General features: G+C 51.6%; 14 protein-coding genes. 10 read left to right on the top strand and 4 right to left on the bottom strand.

Going from position 1 to position 15,367, the window contains the following annotated elements:
• Positions 1-201 precede the first annotated feature (201 nt).
• From V9K92_RS16745 to V9K92_RS16735, 3 genes are all read left to right on the top strand, one after another.
• On the top strand, positions 202-1,347 hold the full coding sequence (locus V9K92_RS16745; protein WP_337354476.1) for a PQQ-dependent sugar dehydrogenase: 1,146 nt from the start codon (positions 202-204) through the stop codon (positions 1,345-1,347).
• Positions 1,348-1,421: 74 nt separating this feature from the next.
• The gene (locus tag V9K92_RS16740; RefSeq protein ID WP_307279469.1) at positions 1,422-2,327 is read left to right on the top strand and encodes a DMT family transporter; all 906 of its coding nucleotides are present in this window, start codon (positions 1,422-1,424) and stop codon (positions 2,325-2,327) included.
• Between the two features lie 89 nt (positions 2,328-2,416).
• Complete coding sequence (locus V9K92_RS16735; protein WP_337354475.1) at positions 2,417-3,355, top strand: extensin family protein; 939 nt, start codon at positions 2,417-2,419, stop codon at positions 3,353-3,355.
• Here the strand turns inward: V9K92_RS16735 and V9K92_RS16730 are convergent.
• Positions 3,352-4,536, bottom strand: coding sequence for a low temperature requirement protein A (locus V9K92_RS16730; protein WP_337354474.1), 1,185 nt, complete (start codon positions 4,534-4,536; stop codon positions 3,352-3,354). The genes V9K92_RS16735 and V9K92_RS16730 overlap by 4 nt on opposite strands.
• Positions 4,537-4,785: 249 nt before the next feature.
• Here V9K92_RS16730 and V9K92_RS16725 point away from each other — a divergent pair, with 249 nt between their 5' ends.
• On the top strand, positions 4,786-5,208 hold the full coding sequence (locus V9K92_RS16725; protein WP_337354473.1) for a VOC family protein: 423 nt from the start codon (positions 4,786-4,788) through the stop codon (positions 5,206-5,208).
• Between the two features lie 60 nt (positions 5,209-5,268).
• On the opposite strand, the gene V9K92_RS16720 is transcribed toward V9K92_RS16725, so the two are convergent.
• Complete coding sequence (locus tag V9K92_RS16720) at positions 5,269-5,658, bottom strand: acyl-CoA thioesterase (RefSeq protein WP_115052435.1); 390 nt, start codon at positions 5,656-5,658, stop codon at positions 5,269-5,271.
• 160 nt (positions 5,659-5,818) lie between these two features.
• Here V9K92_RS16720 and V9K92_RS16715 point away from each other — a divergent pair, with 160 nt between their 5' ends.
• The 5 genes from V9K92_RS16715 (at position 5,819) to uvrB (ending at position 12,654) form a co-directional block, all read left to right on the top strand.
• Positions 5,819-7,015, top strand: a complete 1,197-nt coding sequence (locus V9K92_RS16715; protein ID WP_337354472.1) for a mandelate racemase/muconate lactonizing enzyme family protein — start codon at positions 5,819-5,821, stop codon at positions 7,013-7,015.
• A 140-nt stretch (positions 7,016-7,155) separates the two neighbouring features.
• On the top strand, positions 7,156-8,325 hold the full coding sequence (locus V9K92_RS16710; protein ID WP_115052433.1) for an alpha/beta hydrolase: 1,170 nt from the start codon (positions 7,156-7,158) through the stop codon (positions 8,323-8,325).
• A gap of 80 nt (positions 8,326-8,405) precedes the next feature.
• Positions 8,406-8,693, top strand: a complete 288-nt coding sequence (locus V9K92_RS16705; protein ID WP_307279486.1) for a SemiSWEET family sugar transporter — start codon at positions 8,406-8,408, stop codon at positions 8,691-8,693.
• A 122-nt stretch (positions 8,694-8,815) separates the two neighbouring features.
• Positions 8,816-9,721 carry an HNH endonuclease gene (locus V9K92_RS16700; RefSeq protein WP_307279489.1) on the top strand — a complete coding sequence of 302 codons (906 nt, stop codon included), beginning with the start codon at positions 8,816-8,818 and terminating at the stop codon, positions 9,719-9,721.
• A gap of 116 nt (positions 9,722-9,837) precedes the next feature.
• Positions 9,838-12,654: an excinuclease ABC subunit UvrB gene (gene uvrB / locus V9K92_RS16695; RefSeq protein WP_337354471.1), complete on the top strand. Its 2,817-nt coding sequence runs from the start codon at positions 9,838-9,840 to the stop codon at positions 12,652-12,654.
• 7 nt (positions 12,655-12,661) lie between these two features.
• On the opposite strand, the gene V9K92_RS16690 is transcribed toward uvrB, so the two are convergent.
• The gene (locus tag V9K92_RS16690) at positions 12,662-13,246 is read right to left on the bottom strand and encodes a TetR family transcriptional regulator (protein ID WP_115053227.1); all 585 of its coding nucleotides are present in this window, start codon (positions 13,244-13,246) and stop codon (positions 12,662-12,664) included.
• 119 nt (positions 13,247-13,365) lie between these two features.
• Between V9K92_RS16690 and V9K92_RS16685 the strand changes: the two genes are divergently transcribed.
• Positions 13,366-14,670 carry an MFS transporter gene (locus tag V9K92_RS16685; RefSeq protein WP_115052431.1) on the top strand — a complete coding sequence of 435 codons (1,305 nt, stop codon included), beginning with the start codon at positions 13,366-13,368 and terminating at the stop codon, positions 14,668-14,670.
• 9 nt (positions 14,671-14,679) lie between these two features.
• Here the strand turns inward: V9K92_RS16685 and V9K92_RS16680 are convergent, their stop codons facing one another.
• Complete coding sequence (locus tag V9K92_RS16680) at positions 14,680-15,264, bottom strand: TetR/AcrR family transcriptional regulator (protein ID WP_337354470.1); 585 nt, start codon at positions 15,262-15,264, stop codon at positions 14,680-14,682.
• Positions 15,265-15,367 lie beyond the last annotated feature (103 nt).

Raw genomic sequence — 15,367 nt, 5'->3', positions numbered from 1 at the left:
CTTCGGAACCGTTCAGTCAGTCGTTCTTTAATATAGCACTGTTTGCCGCAATTTCACGAAGAAAGTGGAAAAAGTCGCACCCACGTTACGCTTACATGATTTCAGGCACGAAACGAGCCAATTCACACCACTGTGAGACGACGGTGACCTGGATTACATGCAAAATCGCAACGCAATGCCAAATTTAGAGGAGGTCGAGGCATGAGACGGAATTATAAAGTAATGACCGCAAGCCTGTCGGCACTTCTTTCCGCGCTATCACTACCGGCAGAAGCAAAGGATTTCAAAACCCAGACTGTCACCGTCTCCGCAGAAACCATCGCCGATGGTCTCGATCACCCATGGGGCCTCGCATTTTTGCCTGACGGCTCGCTGCTCGTGACCGAACGTTCGGGAACAATGAGGCTAGTCAAGCAAGGGAAACTCTCCGAGCCTATCGAAAATGTTCCGGAAGTCTGGGCAAATGGCCAAGGCGGACTGCTTGACGTAGCCTTGGCCCCAGATTTTTCGACCAGTAATACGATCTACTTCACTTACTCCCAGCCCGGCCAAGGTGGCGCGGGCACGGCCCTTGCCAGCGCGAAGCTCGTGTACGGTTCTGATGGTACTGAACTTGAAAACGTTCGTACCCTGGTGTCGATGAGCAAAAGAACAAACAAGGGTCAACATTTTGGCTCTCGGATCGTGATCTCGCCCGAGGGCAAGCTGTTTGTCACGATGGGTGAACGGGGCGAGCAAAAGCGGGCACAGGATTATATGGACCATGCCGGCTCCGTATTGCGCGTCAATGCGGACGGGACAATTCCCTCTGACAATCCTTATGCAGACGGAAAAAAGGCTTTGCCGGAAATCTGGTCCAAGGGCCATCGCAATCCGCAGGGCGCAACATGGGACCCAATAACCCACTCTTTGCTCACCCTCGAGCATGGCGCAAAGGGAGGGGATGAAATCAATCAGCCGCAAGCCGGAAAGAACTATGGCTGGCCGGTAATAACCTATGGGGTGGACTATTCGGGAGCAAAAATCGGCCAAGGCACCGCAGCCGAAGGTTACGAACAGCCCTTATACTATTGGGATCCGTCAATCGCGCCATCGGGCCTAGTTGCTTACAGTGGCGATATGTTTCCAGAGTGGAAGGGTGATTTGCTTGCAGGCGCCCTCAAATTTGAAATGCTTGTACGTCTTGACCGCGACGAGAAGGGCAAGATGAAGGGCGAAGAACGGCTCTTCGAGGGAGAGTTCGGACGCATCCGGGATGTGCGCGCAGCGCCGGATGGATCAGTCTATCTGCTTACAGATGCGAGCAATGGAAAAATTATCAGGCTGACCCGCGCTTCTGATGGATGATGCGCTTGCCGTGTTCCATCCCAGTGGATAGAGATGGCGTCGACGCTTTAGCCGTTACAATCAATGGGGATATCATGACGCGCGGGCGTGCCAATTTACTTCTTCTTGCAGCCGGAGCCATCTGGGGTCTTGGTTTCGTCGCTCAATCAAGTGCTATGCGGGGCGTGGAAGCTTTTATGTTCATCGGACTGCGGTTTCTTCTGGCTGCTCTTACCGTGACACCGCTTGCATTTCGCGAGGCACGCCTTGCAACCGGGAAGCTGGAACCAAAGGATTATTTGGGATTCATTTTCATCGGGACACTGCTTTTCACTGGTGCCGCGCTGCAGCAGGTTGGTTTGGAAACAACCTCCGTCACAAACTCAGGCTTTCTCACTGGTCTTTATGTGGTGATGGTGCCCTTCCTAGCGGTTGTCCTGTTCTGGCAATGGCCTCACCCGATCGTTTGGCCTTGCGCATTGACTGCTCTAGCCGGAATTTATTTGCTATCGGGAGGCAATGTAGAAGGACTGTCTGTCGGCGATTGGCTGACCATAGCTTGCGCGGCCTTCTGGGCGCTGCAGATTATCTTCATCAACCGGCTCGCTGTTAAAAGCGGTCGACCGATTATGTTGTCGCTCGTGCAATTTCTCGTCTGCGCTGCGCTTGGCTTGATTATTTCAAGTGGCATCGAGCGCAGTAATGTTTCCGATATTCTTTCGGTTGCGCCTCTCATTATCTTTGCCGGCATTTTTTCTTCCGGTATCGCCTTTACTCTGCAGGCAGTTGGACAGCGCTTCACAACATCCGCGCAGGCCGCGATCATGCTGTCATCCGAAGCACTTTTCGCGGCGCTTTTCGGGGCAATGCTTCTTGGCGAGACAATATCATTTCGTGGAGCAATTGGCTGTGCGCTCATATTCACCGCCATGATCGCCGTAGAGCTTATTCCAGCTTTGCGGAACCGATCTTCAATGGATCGAGCCTCAGTCTCGCCATAAGCCTTAACGGGGCCGCTGACTATTCCTTTACAATTTGACGCTATTTTTGCGTGCAATTGACCCGATTTCGGGCAAAAGGAAGTGGTGACATGAGTTTTGCGTTGTCGTCCCCCAAGCGCTCTTGGCGTCTTTTGACTTTTGCCGCTTTAACGCTTTCGGCTTCTTTAAGTGCGTGCGGAATGGGGGATGTCAGACGCCCCTCCGCCGATGTCGGCAATCCGCAAGACGTGATCGCCACACAACCGCAGCAGGATATGCAGCCCCAGGCTGAAGAGAACTATGAGCAGGTCGTAACTGTTGCTCCTGCGCCCACCGAAACGGAACAAACCGAGCAACCTGAAGATGGCATGCAACCGCTTTCCCGGGCTGAAGAGCTGCCCGTGCAAAACAGTGAAAACGCTTCCGAAGAAAGTTATGGTTATCCCGGCAGCATCAGTGATCCGATATCGCGCGGTGAAAGCACATTTGCAATGTCAGGTAGCGAGGTTTCATGCCGAACACAGCTTAAACGGCTCGGCGTGGTTTTCCAGGAACGAGAGCCGATTAATGATGGCGGTGTTTGCCGAATCGACCATCCTCTAAAGGTCAGCGGATTTGCCAGCGGGCGAATAAAACTGAAACCAGCCGCCACCCTGAATTGTCAGATGACACTCGCCTTCGCCAAATGGGTTAAAGGCGATCTGTCACCCTCCACTCGTCTGCGTTACCTCTCAGGCATCAATACGATTCATCAGGCATCCAGTTATTCCTGCCGCACAATGAGCAATCAGCGTGGACGGGCCATGTCGGAGCATTCAAAGGGAAATGCGTTGGATATTGCCAAGGTCACTTTGAACAATGGGAAGGACATTAAAGTTCAAAGGCCGGGATTGTTCTCATTTCGCCAGCGCGGCTTGCTCAATAGCGTGCGCTCGGACGCCTGTAATTACTTCACCACGGTCCTTGGGCCAGGCTACGACATCTTCCACCGCGACCATTTCCATTTTGACCTTATGGATCGTCGCAGTGGAAAGCGTTCCTGTCGTTAGGCGTGGTGTTGGTCGTTGGGCCTGCCTTTCAATTCCCAGATCGTCACAATGATCAAAATGAGGCTGGTGAGAAGGCCTAGCATGAGCGGCGACATATGGCTGGCAAAACAAGCAAGTACTGCACACAAGCCCAGCCCCACCATATGGGACAATGGCGGGCGCCCAGCAATATAGAATTTGAACAGCAAGTTTCCCAACAGATAGAGAGCTGTTCCGCCGATTGATGTCCATATGGTCGCTGTCTCAATGTGACCGGATGGATGAGCAAGTATCAGTTCATCAGACACAGCAACCACGATGATTCCTGCAACCAGAAGGACGTGAATGTAGGTATAAGCAATGCGGGCAACACGACCTGGATCGTCCGTTGCCGTGATCTTATGGTGAGCCGCTGATTGCCCGACATTGAAATAGACCAGCCACATTGCGACTGACGCCGTAAATGTCGTCAGAAATGCGGAGAAAGAAATGAGATTCCAGTGTTGTTCGGCAAAGGTCGCCCCTGAAACAAGAATGGATTCTCCGAGCGCGATAATGATGAACAGAGCTGCGCGTTCAGCCATGTGATCGCCATCAATGTCCCAATCCGCTGTAGTGGATGAACCCAATCCCGGCGTACGGAAACCAAGTGCCGGTCCGCCAAGTTCGACCGCCAACGCCAAGCCCCAAAAGAATATTCGATGTTCAGGGTCAGCGAGTCCACCAGCGATCCAGAACATTCCCGATATTGCCAGCCATATTGAAATACGCAGAAAATTGCGGAAATTGCTTTGGCTATGACGGCGAACCGCCCATAACATAAACAGCGACCTTCCAAGTTGCATGAATACAAAAGCAATCGCAAAAATCAGGCCGCGCTCGCCAAAAGCTGTTGGAATGGACGTGGAAAGCACCAGCCCGGCAAGCATAAGAACAAACAACATGGCGCGTATCGGGGGTTTGGAAGGGTCCATCCAGTTTGTCACCCATGTGGTGTAAACCCAAACCCACCACACTGCCGCGAGCAGGAGCGCGCTTTCAACGAGGCCTTTCAATGTCAGATCGTGCAGAAGCAAGTGCGAAATCTGCGTGATGGCGAATACGAATACCAGATCAAAGAACAGCTCTACGAAATCGACCTTTGAACTATCTTTCGCATTCTTCTTGCGGGAGTAGTCACGAATTGCACCCGAAAAAACCACTCTTCACCTCATGAAATCAAAAAAAGAACACGCCACTACAATCACAGTTTACGGCAACGGCTCTTATATGCCGCAAAAATCTTATATCTTATTGCAGAGACATTTTCGCCAGCACAGTCTTTGACCGATAAAGCCGAACATTCTTTCAAAAAGAGTTCATTCGACAAACGCTCCTGACAAACAGGGCTTGCTCCGGCTTTTGCCTATCGTGTTAAATGCCGGCTGACTCGTAACGTCGCGGAGAATGCAATGAATCTTACCGACCGCTATCCCATTATTATCACTTCTCAAAAAGAAGCGTGCCGGGATTTCTGGATTAAACATCTGGGCTTCGTCAGCGGTTTTGACAGCACATGGTTTTCATGGCTTTCAGCAGAGGAAGGCTCAGCGTCCATTGCCTTCATGACCCCTGATCATCCATCATCGCCTCCGGGCTCGGAGAGTTTTAGCGGGACCGGAATATGCTTTGAACTGCAGGTTGACGATGCTCAAGCGGCCTTTGAAAAAATTAGCGCTACCGGCCTGAAAATCGAATATCCAATTACCGACGAACCATTCGGCCAACGGCGTTTCGGTTTCCACGATCCATCGGGTCTGTGGATTGACGTGGTTGAACAGATCGAAGCCCAGGCCGGTTTCTGGGATAAATATATGATCGGCAGTCAAGGCTAGCAAATTTGACATTTGCATGCCATCCGATCGCAAATTACGTGGTCAGAACCCACGCAGCCATCAGATTTCTGCTGGCACGGGCGTGGGGTGACCCTCTTTGTCGAGCGCAACCATCACAAAGTCGGCATAAGTAACCCGTTCCATTAAATCGGAAAGATAGCGCTGTGCCCAAGCCTCGACCTTAAGAGTGATTGATGTCCGCCCGACATGAGAAATATGGGTATAAACGCAAAGCGTATCCCCGATCTTGACCGGCTTGGCGAAGGCCATTTCCTTAACAGCAGCGGTTACGACGCGGCCCCTCGCCCGTTCCGCCGCCCGGATACCGCAGGATAAATCCATCTGCGCCATAACCCAACCGCCAAAAATATCGCCTGCAGCATTGGCGTCTGCGGGCATAGCCAGTGTACGAAGCGTCAACTCGCCGATAGGCTGGGTCTGTTCGGTCATTTACAGTCTCCAAGGCAATTTAATTATGTATCTTCTCTGTTCTGGTTGCCGCCATCTTGTCCGGAAACTGTCGGAAACCTGATATCCCGGGTCGTTACGCGGTTTCCGCAATAGGTCAAGCCTCGCATAGTCTCTTGTAAGGCAAATGTCTGGAGAAGCCATGAAAATTACCGATGTCAAAACTTTCGTTGTCGGCAATCCACCGCCTTCATTTGGAGGCGCATGGTTTCTTTTCGTCAAATTAGTCACAGATTCCGGTGTTATAGGCTATGGCGAGGCATATAACTCCACGATCAGCCCGCAAATTATGCGGAAAGTGGTGGAGGATATAGCCGAACGCTGGCTTATTGGCGAAGACCCGCATCACATTGAGAAATTCTTCAGACGTGCCTATTCCGGCGGATTTACACAGCGCCCGGACGTTACTGTCATGGGGGCCGTGTCAGCACTTGAGATGGCCTGTTGGGATATCATTGGCAAAGAAGCCGATAAACCTGTTTACGAACTGCTCGGCGGCCGAGTCCACGATAAATTGCGCAGCTATACCTATATCTATCCAAAGCCGGAGCTTGGCGAAACTGCCGATATATACTGGAACGCCGAGGCTTCCGCAGAGCGGGCAGCGGAGTATGTCGCGCAAGGCTATACGGCAGTGAAATTTGACCCCGTTGCCCCCTATACATCGTTCGACCCACGCCAGCTGTCTCTGGAACATCTCGAACTAGGTGAAAAATTTGTGCGGCTTGTGCGTGATGCAGTCGGTGCAAAGGCCGATCTCCTGTTCGGGACCCATGGACAGATGACCCCCACCAGCGCTGTGCGGCTTGCCAAGCGGCTTGAGCCCTATGATCCATTGTGGCTGGAAGAGCCCGTGCCGCCCGATATGCCGGAAAATATGGGATATGTTCAGCAACACACCTCTATCCCGATCGCCGCCGGTGAACGTCTGACCACCAAATATGAGTTCCAACGCTTGCTGGTGAACCGGGCGGCTAATATCCTCCAGATGAATCTCGGGCGTGTTGGTGGTCTACTCGAAGCGAAAAAGATCGCCGGTATGGCCGAGACCTTTCATGCGCAAATTGCCCCGCATCTTTATTGCGGGCCAATTGTGGGCGCAGCAAATATTCAGCTAGCAACCTGCAGCCCTAATTTCTTGATCCTGGAGTGCATCCAGGCCTTTGGCGGATTTCATGCAAAAATCTTGAAAAAACCTATTCTATGGGAAAACGGCTACGTCATTCCCTCGTCCGAGCCCGGACTTGGTGTGGAATTGGACGAAGCGGTCGCGGAAGAGTATGCCTATCATGGACATGAACTCCATTTAAATATGGGACGTAATCCATTGATAGTCTGAGTTTTTGCAATTTTAAATGTTGAAAATTTGTCACGCTGGTGAGCAATTACGGGTTTAATTTATAAGATAATATGGGATTTCAGTTGCAGTAATCGGCGATTGCTGTTTCAAGCTCGGTGATGGTAGTCCGGAGTTCAGCCATGACACTTTCGCGCTTGTCGGCATTACTGCTTCTCATGTTTGTTTTGTCTGGTTGCGGCGGACGCGCGGTGCTTGGGCTGGATGCAAGTGGCGTGGTCAAAGCCAATGCTGCCATTCCTGCCCCGGTTCTCAACGACAAGACTGGTCCAAAAGCCGTTATACCGGTGTTTGTTGCGACGAGTCGCGAGCGCTCAGACAATCTTTCTTTGCCTTATTCGGCCAAACGCTCGCCGAAATTGAATTTCTCCCGGATTGATATTGGTATTCCTCCTACCCACAAGAACGGGCAGGTAGAAAAATCGAGCACCAAGCCTAATCCGGCACGCAACTTCGCCGCCACGACATTCCAGCCTTACGATACAGGGGCGGTCTTCGTTGACCGGATCAATGCTGAACTTGCAAAACGTCCAGCAAACCAGCGCGAACTTTTTATCTTTGTGCACGGCTACAACAACAACTTTGCGGACAGCGTCTTTCGCGCAGCTCAAATGAGCTATGATTTTGGCATTCCAGCCGTCACAGTTCACTATTCATGGCCCTCCGCTGGCTCGCTTGGCCTTTACGTCTATGATCGCGATAGCGCCACTTTTGGACGGGACGGATTGGCTGAAACCTTGCGACTTGCCGCCAAAACCAAAGCCAGCAAGATTCTGCTTGTCGGACATTCCATGGGTACATTTGTCGTTATGGAAGCTCTGCGCGAGTTGGCAGAGAATGGTCAAACAGATGTTTTCCGTCGGATGTCAGGTGTAATGCTCGCGGCACCTGATATAGATATCGACGTTTTCCAGGCTCAAGTTGCCGACATAGGCCAGTTGCCAAAGCCTTTCACTGTATTGGTCTCACGCGCTGATCGGGCATTGAACGTATCAGGACGAATTGTTGGTGGGCACCCGCGCGTTGGTGATGGCTCGAGTATTCCCATGCTGCAAAAACTAGGTATCGTTGTGCTTGATGCTTCTGATCTTGATGGGGGCGCGCACGGTGTTTTTGCAAGCTCTCCTACGCTCATGAATATGGCTCGAAGCGGTCAGCTTTCCGAACGTGTTCTTGATGGCGATGAACGCTCGGCAGGACAGGCTGTGTTAGCCGACGGCACATCGGTAATCACGGGTGCAGCGTCACTGGTGATCTACTTGCCGGGACGACTTTTAGGTGTTGTACGATAACAGAAGAAATTGTTATGCACGGGCAACTCTAACGTCACGATTCCGCTATATTTCGCAGTGAATCCTCGCATATATATTCTTTGCAAAAAACTCTTTTGAAAGTACGCGCCGTGCCGCTTCATATTGAACTCATTGGCAGCCTTGCTGCTGTCATAACCACCATGGGTTGGATTCCACAGATCATAAAAATCGTGAGACACAGGGATGCGGCGAGTATTTCCCTCGTGACAAATATCACCTTGGCCTTGGGTGTTTTTCTCTGGCTTTGCTATGGCATCATGATCATGTCATGGCCCGTTATGGCAGCGAACGGAATGACGCTGCTGCTAATTCTCGCAATTCTTGGCCTCAAGCTGCGGTATGGCTGAGCGCTCAACCGATGTATGGATTGCATGCCTATATAAAATACAATTGCAGGTAAGTTTCGCTTGTCGCGTGACACCATAAGTTTGGAACATATCAATGTTTCAACAGGTTATTTTCAAATCGCATGCCCGCAGTATTCCAGATCAGATCAAACCAAGAGTCCACAACTTCAATTCACGAATTTTTTTACTTTGAGAAGAAGTACTTACCTATAGTAGAGCTAGTTCTGAATGACTGGATAATTTACTATTCGCCAGCCAAGCGAGCTGGTGAATTTGGCAATAGAACGATAGGATATTTCGCAACTGCCCGCATCGTCTCCCTGGAATTCTCCGTCGGCAAGGATGGGTATTGCGCTGCCAAATTGGTTGATTTTTGTGAATTCCCAAGCGTTCCCTTTAGCGTCACATCGCCAGACGCCCTCACCAAGTTTTACTTTGAGCAAAATATGCAGCAATCAGATGGCAGTTTGAACAAACATGCCAGTCAACAGCGCGTACGTCTTCTGTCCGTTGAAGAGTACAACAGAATTATGGAATCGGCTTTCAATGAGCCCATGAACCAAAAGAAGGCAGAAGTCCCCACCGCCCCCCACTCTGGCTTTGCAGAAGATCCGTCTGAACCTTTGTTGCGAAGCCGTTTCATAACCTCACGTGCGTTGCGTGACCGCACATTCAGCAAAGCTGTGGGGGAAGCTTACGGATGGAGATGCGCAATGACGGGAATTCATCTGCGTGCAGCGGATGGCGGTCACGAAGTCGAATGCGCCCATATCAAGCCAGTTAAAGATTCGGGGCCTGACGCGGTTAGCAATGGAATACCATTACTACGGACCATTCACTGGCTTTTCGACAAAGGCTTTATCTCGGTTGAATCCGACTATCGAATTGTGAAGTCATCGCGGTATTATCACCCGAAGATAGACAATTTGATCAATGAATCCGGCAGAATCATGCTGCCGAAAGACGTGCTCGTACGTCCGCATCCCGATTTTCTTCGCTACCATCGCGAGCATGTATTCAAACCGTAAAGTAGCGCTCTATCCTGACATGCTACTGACAGCCTTATGTCAGTAGCATGTTCCAATATATCGCTTTTGAGGGCGTGCCTCTTTCCATTTGTATAGACTCTCACCATATTAAGCCTATGGCAAAATCCCCTGACAAATATAAGCTCGACGGTTTCGGCGAAGCGCCCCAACCTGAACTGGAAGGCACCCCGCTGACTGGCTCAATTGGTGACTGGGCTGCCCAAATCACCGAGGAAACCAAAAAATCACAACCTAAAGCTGCCAAGGTCAAAAAGACGTCAGGCGACAAATCAAACGCGAGCAGGACATCTCGCGGAACCTCCATTGGCGGATCATCCGATCCTAAAATCCGCGCAGCAGCAGGTCTTAATCCGGTTGCCGGGCTTGATATTAATCTGGAGGACGCATCCAGCATTGCACCGGGCGGTGCCACCGCGACCGTTGCCGCGCTTTCTGCTCTGATCGAAAGCGGTAATCCGCTGTTTAAGAACGGCACGGCATGGCAGCCGCATCGACCGGCTAGACCAGACAAATCTGAAGGTGGCATATCCATTCAGATGGAAACTGAATTCGTGCCGTCTGGTGATCAGCCAACGGCGATACGCGACCTGGTGGCTGGCATTAGCGATAATGATAAAACCCAGGTTCTTCTCGGTGTTACTGGTTCGGGTAAAACTTTCACCATGGCGAAGGTGATTGAAGAAACCCAACGCCCTGCCCTTATTCTAGCGCCGAATAAAACCTTGGCAGCTCAACTTTACGGTGAGTTCAAGTCCTTCTTTCCCAACAATGCGGTCGAGTATTTCGTTTCATACTACGACTACTATCAGCCGGAAGCCTATGTGCCGCGGTCCGACACCTATATTGAGAAAGAATCGTCGATCAACGAACAGATTGATCGTATGCGCCATTCGGCAACTCGGTCGCTTCTCGAGCGCGATGATGTGATTATCGTCGCCTCGGTCTCGTGCATCTATGGTATCGGTTCAGTTGAAACCTATACCGCAATGACCTTCGAAATGAAGATCGGTGACCGATTGGATCAGCGTGCGTTGCTCGCTGATCTGGTTGCACAGCAATATAAGCGGCGCGACATGGATTTCACCCGCGGTTCGTTCCGCGTACGCGGCGACACGATTGAGCTTTTTCCGGCCCACTTGGAAGACCGTGCTTGGCGTATTTCGATGTTCGGCGATGAAATTGAAACGATAACAGAGTTCGATCCACTCACTGGCCAGAAAACCGGCGATCTGCGTTCCGTTAAGATTTACGCCAATTCGCATTATGTTACGCCGCGTCCAACGCTCAATCAGGCGATAAAATCGATCAAGGAAGAACTAAAACACCGCCTGGTGGAATTGAATGCTGCCGGACGCCTGCTTGAAGCCCAACGTCTGGAGCAACGTTGTACCTTTGACATTGAGATGCTTGAGGCAACAGGATCCTGTGCGGGCATTGAAAACTATTCCCGTTACCTGACCGGCCGCCAGCCGGGTGAACCACCGCCCACGCTTTTCGAGTATATTCCTGACAATGCGTTGGTTTTCATCGACGAAAGCCATGTCACGGTTCCGCAGATTGGCGCGATGTATAAGGGCGACTTCCGCCGTAAAGCGACCTTGGCCGAGTATGGTTTCCGCTTGCCCTCCTGCATGGACAATCGCCCATTGCGGTTTGAGGAGTGGGATGCGATGCGTCCGCAAACCGTTGCTGTTTCGGCGACGCCGAGCAAATGGGAAATGGAAGAATCTGGCGGTGTGTTTGCCGAACAGGTTATCCGCCCGACCGGCCTTATTGACCCTCCGGTGGAAGTACGTCCAGCCAAATCACAGGTGGATGATGTACTGGGAGAAATCCGCGAAACCTCTGCCAAAGGCTATCGTACCCTCGTAACGGTTCTCACCAAGCGCATGGCAGAGGACCTGACCGAATATTTGCATGAACAGGGGATACGCGTCCGCTACATGCACTCTGATATTGATACGTTGGAGCGTATTGAGATTTTGCGCGATTTGCGCCTTGGTGCATTTGACGTATTGGTTGGCATCAACCTGCTTCGCGAAGGTCTCGATATTCCGGAATGCGGGTTCGTTGCCATTCTTGATGCGGACAAGGAAGGGTTTCTGCGTTCGGAGACTTCATTGATTCAGACGATTGGTCGCGCTGCACGTAATGTCGACGGCAAAGTCGTGCTTTATGCCGACAATATTACCGGCTCCATGGAGCGGGCGATGGCGGAAACCAATCGTCGCCGCGAAAAGCAGGAAGCATATAATACGAAACACGGCATAACGCCTGCTAGTATCAAGAAGAATATCGGCGATATTCTCAATAGCGTCTATGAACGCGATCACGTCCGAGCTGACATCTCCGGTTTTGCCGAAGAGGGTGCAATGATGGGCAATAATCTCAAGGCCCATCTTGAACATCTCATGAAACAAATGCGGGATGCGGCGGACGATCTGGACTTTGAAGTGGCTGCCCGACTGCGCGACGAAATTAAGCGCTTGCGGGAAATGGAGCTTGCCATTTCGGACGATCCAATGGCTCGAGAAGTGGAGATGGAAAGTCCTGTCACCGGCCGCACCAAGGGCAGACATAATGCCGGTCGCTCGGTGCATCGCGTGGTCACCGATGAAAGCGAGGCGAACACTGCGCTCTTTCGCAAACCGCACCTCGACGAAATGGGTGGTGATACAACTCGCCCTCTTGGACCTGGAGTTTTCCGTAAAAATTCACTGGATGAAATGACCGTCGGGCGCACCGAAAAGCCTGTCATCGGTAATGTTCCGGAGAAACCCGCTTTCACGGGCACGAACCGGAATGACCAGACGATCATTCGCCGCGAACGTACCGGAGCGGGTTCATATGAGGACTCTAGCGATGCGCGTAAAAAGCGTCGCCCCGGAAAAACAGGTCGGCCAGGTCGATAAGGACGACCTATCGGTCGTCGCTTTCCGGTCCAAAAATCACACTGCCTGCGCTTAATATTTCATCGGCAAAAGCCGGATCATTAACGGCGCGGGCCAAGACGACGGCACCAACCAAACCGGCCATGGTGGCAATAGCCTTTTCCCGCTTGTCCTTGTCAGTCTTACCCGCAGTTACGCTTGCAAGGATTTCGAGCAATTTCTTGGTGCCATCAGTGAAATTCGTCTGAACATCACCACCGTGCCGCGCAATATCCGGCGCTAACATCGCCATGGTGCAGCTATTGGCAAGTCCACCCGAATGATATTTTGCCAGATATGATGATACAATCGCAGCTAGCGCATCCTCGGGTTCTTGCTGTTCAGTCAAGGCGGACCACTTTTCCGCAGATCGCTTCATCGCCTCATCGCAGGAAACTGCGATCAGGTCATCCTTTGATGCAAAATGGCCATAGAACCCCCCATGGGTCAGCCCGGCACTTTTCATTAAATCAGCTACCCCAATTCCATCAAAGCCCTTCTGACGGAACTGCTGGCTTGCAACTTCTATGATACGGGCGCGGTTTTCCGCTGCCTGATCTTTACTGACACGCATGCTGCGGTCCCCTTCAAAACAACTATTGACAAAATATATGATGATCGTCATGAATAGTCAAACATGATGCCCATCATTTAAGCGGCAGCAATCAGCAGCCCATTGTTGAAAGACCCGACATGATCTCCAATCCGCTCGCAGCCGCCCTGGCAAAGCGTAACTTCCATTATGGCTGGGTGGTTGTTGCCGTTACTTTTTTGACAATGCTCGTAACGGCGGCCGCTGTAGGCGCTCCCGGCGTACTGATTGTCCCGCTCGAAAAAGAGTTCGGTTGGGAAACCAAGGAAATTGCAACAGCATTTTCAATCCGGCTCCTGCTGTTCGGCCTAATGGGTCCGTTTGCAGCGGCGTTCATGAACTATTTTGGTGTCAGGAAGGTCGTTTGCGTCGCGCTAATCCTTATCACTGGCGGTCTCTTTGCATCGCTTGCAATGACGGAGATCTGGCAACTCATCCTGTTGTGGGGCGTAGTCGTTGGTTTCGGCACAGGTCTTACCGCAATGGTACTGGGCGCAACGGTTGCAGCTCGGTGGTTCACTGAGCGCAGAGGACTTGCCCTTGGTATGCTGACGGCGAGCTCCGCTACGGGCCAGCTAGCTTTCATGCCGCTTATGGCTTCTCTTAGCGAAAATTATGGTTGGCGAACTGCCATTATGCTGATCTGTGGCTTGTTGATTGTTGCAGTTCTTGCGGTCTTTTTCCTCATGCGTGATCGACCTGCGGATGTTGGTCTGCCAGCCTATGGAGACAAAGAGGTTGTCCCCACGCCTCCAGTCACAGGAGGGCTTATCACCCTTATCACCATGCCGTTGATCGCCCTGAAGGATGCCTCACGTAGCAGCACCTTTTGGGTTCTATTTGCGACCTTCTTCGTCTGCGGGGCGAGTACCAATGGTCTTGTCGGAACACACTTCGTTGCCATGTGCGGTGATTTCGGCATGGTGCCGATAATGGCAGCCAGCGTTCTGGCAATGATGGGCTTCTTTGATTTTTTCGGTACAATCGGCTCCGGCTGGCTTTCCGATCGCGTAGACAATCGTTGGTTGCTTTTCTGGTATTATGGCCTGCGTGGTCTTTCGCTCCTGTACCTACCTTACTCGAACTTTTCATTCTATGGCCTGTCACTTTTTGCCATGTTCTATGGGCTGGACTGGATTGCGACAGTGCCCCCGACAGTCAAACTGGCAACTGATCGCTTTGGCCGCGAAAAGGCGGGGCTGATCTTTGGCTGGGTTTTTGCGGGCCACCAATTGGGCGCCGCTTCCGCGGCCTATGGTGGCGGGTTCGTTCGCACCGAATACCAGACCTATATGCCCGCATTTTTCGTAGCAGGCATATTGTGTTTGATCGCCGCTCTGTTGGTGTTAACTCTTAGCAAGCACGGCAAGCCAAATCCTGTTTTGGAGACTGTTCCTGTTAATTAACAGGCAAATCTATTTGGATAGCCAAGTGACGATGAGCGACTGCAGCACCGCAGCAGCCGCTTTTTCTTCAAGCTTATCGCGGATCATTTCGCGTGAAATTGCTTCCGCCGCGCCAACGATTCCAACACAGCGCAAGCGAAGATCGTCTGCAGTGATTTTTGTATATGGCGCGAGTATGGAACAATAGAGATCGACGTAGCTGTCGATTAGGCCGCATTGGATTTCATCCATAACCTCGTCGCCTCTAAGAGCCGCAGAAATGGATGACCATTCTGCTCCGATGGATTGATAGCATGCCATATAAGCATCGCTCACGACACGGGCGACATCTTCCAACCGCTTGGGCGCTTCTGCAATCGCAGCGGCAAGCTGGTCGATTTGCTGCTGATCAAGTTGCTCGAACAGAGCAATGAGCAATCCACTACGCGTCCCGAAGTGCTCGTAGGCAATCGGCTTGCTCACACCTGCCTTTTCAGCAACGTGGCCAAGGGTCAAGGCATCAGTACCTTCGTCTCGAACGATATCGAGAGCAATCGATAAAAGCTGATCGCGGCGTTGCGCCTTTGGCATCTTCTTGGCAGCGGCTAGTCCCATTTCGCATTCAACCCTGATTTAACAAACGGCAATATTGGTCCCTAGGCATCTTGCAATATTACCAATAGTAACTTACTAATAGTAACATGCGTTATCGGGAAAG

This window comes from Phyllobacterium sp. CCNWLW109, from assembly GCF_037203905.1.
GTDB classification, from domain to species: domain Bacteria; phylum Pseudomonadota; class Alphaproteobacteria; order Rhizobiales; family Rhizobiaceae; genus Phyllobacterium; species Phyllobacterium ifriqiyense.
This window is presented reverse-complemented; position numbering and strand designations above follow the sequence as displayed.